Genomic DNA, 1,681 nt, shown 5'->3' on the forward strand with positions numbered 1-1,681 from the left:
GGAACAGATTGAAGCGCTGGAATACCATGCCAATGTCGGCCCGCATTTTGCGTAGGTGCGATTCCGATGCGGGAAGATTCTTGCCGTTTTTCTGCTCGCGGGTGAGCGACACGCCGTTGATCAGGACGTTGCCTGAGCTGATGGTCTCAAGTGTCATCAAGATCCGCAGAATGGTAGTCTTCCCGGAACCAGATGGACCGATAAGAGCCAGATGCTCGCCAGGCTTCACAGAAAAAGAAAGCTGGTTCAGCACGTTGAAAGTGCCGTAGCTTTTTCCTACGCCTCGGAATTCGATTATCGGCGCTGCGGCAGACTGATCTGGTGCAATATATAGTCTCATCGAGAAGGCTCCTTTCTCGGAAAATGCTTCGCAGCTTGACGGATCATCGCCAAGCCGCGTGATTTTCGAGCGGAGATTCTAGCGGCACATCTCAGCAGTCGACTTGGCTTTCGAGAGCAGCTCAACATTCGCCTGCAGACCATACTTCGACATAATGTTAGCGAACTCCCCGCTCGCAACCAGCTTCTCGAGACCGGTGTTGTAGGCGTCGCGTAGCGCGGTATCAGATTTGTTGAAGGCCGCCGCCGCACAATCAATCGGCGTATCAGAGATAGGGATCACGGCTTCAAGAGAGTCATCACCGGAGCGTTTCTTCATGTCGAGGACACCATCTCCGTTGAGAGCAATAGCGTCGATGCGCCCGTCCTGAAGCATTTTGACCGCGCTCGTATTATCAGGGAAGTTGACGATGTTCTCCAATTTGATCCCTCGGGCGACAGCATCCTTGCCTTGAGTACCTCCAGCCGGAACACCGATCTTTATGCCGAGTTCAGCGGCCTGGTTATAGCTGTTCACACGCCCGGCCATGTCGTGGCGCAAGAGAAAAGCTTGCGCGGTGCACATCACCGGCTCCGAGAAGATAACCTGCTGGCAACGCTCCGGGCGGATGTTAAGACCACCCGACGAAACCATCTTAACACGATTAGCTTGAAGCGCCGGAATCATTGCGCCGTAGGCCATGGTAACGCCTGAGAATTGTTTGAAGCCAGATTCCTCGAGAGCGGCTCGGTCAATATCCGGACCAGCACCAGATAATGTTCCATCGGGCTTCAGTTCAGTGTAAGGGGGCTCGTTGCCAATGGCCACAGAAACATCCTGACTGACGTCTAGATCTTGTGCCAAAGTGGACCCGATGGTCAACACTGCTAGCATTGCTCCAAACGCCAGGCGGTATGGACGGATATCAACTCGAAAAAGCTGACTGCGAGTCTTCGGTGCCATTGCTGTTCCCCTTTGCGTTAGTTTCTCTACCGATTGCGTAGCTTCTGTTGCAGCGCCAGCTTTTGCAGCATCCGACTAGCGTTTAGGTCAGACTGTTGGCCCAGCGCATCTTCAAGCTCGCCAGAGGTCCACTTGATCTGCGGTTCCGCTCCCATGTTTGGTCGCCTTCATTAAACATGACAATTGTGGAAAATTTAGTCAATTGCTAAAATTGTACAAGGACAATAAATGTACTGGATCGACTGCCCCTCAGGCTTGCAGTAAGGTGGGTATTCGAGAAACTGGCTGGGGATGAAGCATGACAATTTGGACACCCTCAAAGGAGGGTCTTTCACAACCATACTTCCAGGCTATTGCCGATCAGATTTCTCAGGCAGTTTTGCGCGGCGAGCTCAAACC

Annotated in this window: 2 protein-coding genes; both read right to left on the minus strand. The window is 52.8% G+C overall.

Annotation, left to right across the window (positions count from 1 at the left end):
• On the minus strand, nt 1-340 hold a 340-nt coding region (locus tag EOA32_RS36860; RefSeq protein ID WP_128374282.1), incomplete at its 3' end, for an ATP-binding cassette domain-containing protein.
• A gap of 78 nt (nt 341-418) precedes the next feature.
• Nucleotides 419-1,282, minus strand: coding sequence for an ectoine/hydroxyectoine ABC transporter substrate-binding protein EhuB (gene ehuB, locus EOA32_RS36865; protein WP_128374283.1), 864 nt, complete (start codon nt 1,280-1,282; stop codon nt 419-421).
• Nucleotides 1,283-1,681 lie beyond the last annotated feature (399 nt).

This window comes from Mesorhizobium sp. M1A.F.Ca.ET.072.01.1.1, from assembly GCF_004023325.1.
Lineage (GTDB): Bacteria > Pseudomonadota > Alphaproteobacteria > Rhizobiales > Rhizobiaceae > Mesorhizobium.

Bases quoted from the DNA above. Each gene is read 5' to 3' on its own strand.
- ehuB (WP_128374283.1), bottom strand. From the start codon at position 1,282: ATGGCACCGAAGACTCGCAGTCAGCTTTTTCGAGTTGATATCCGTCCA.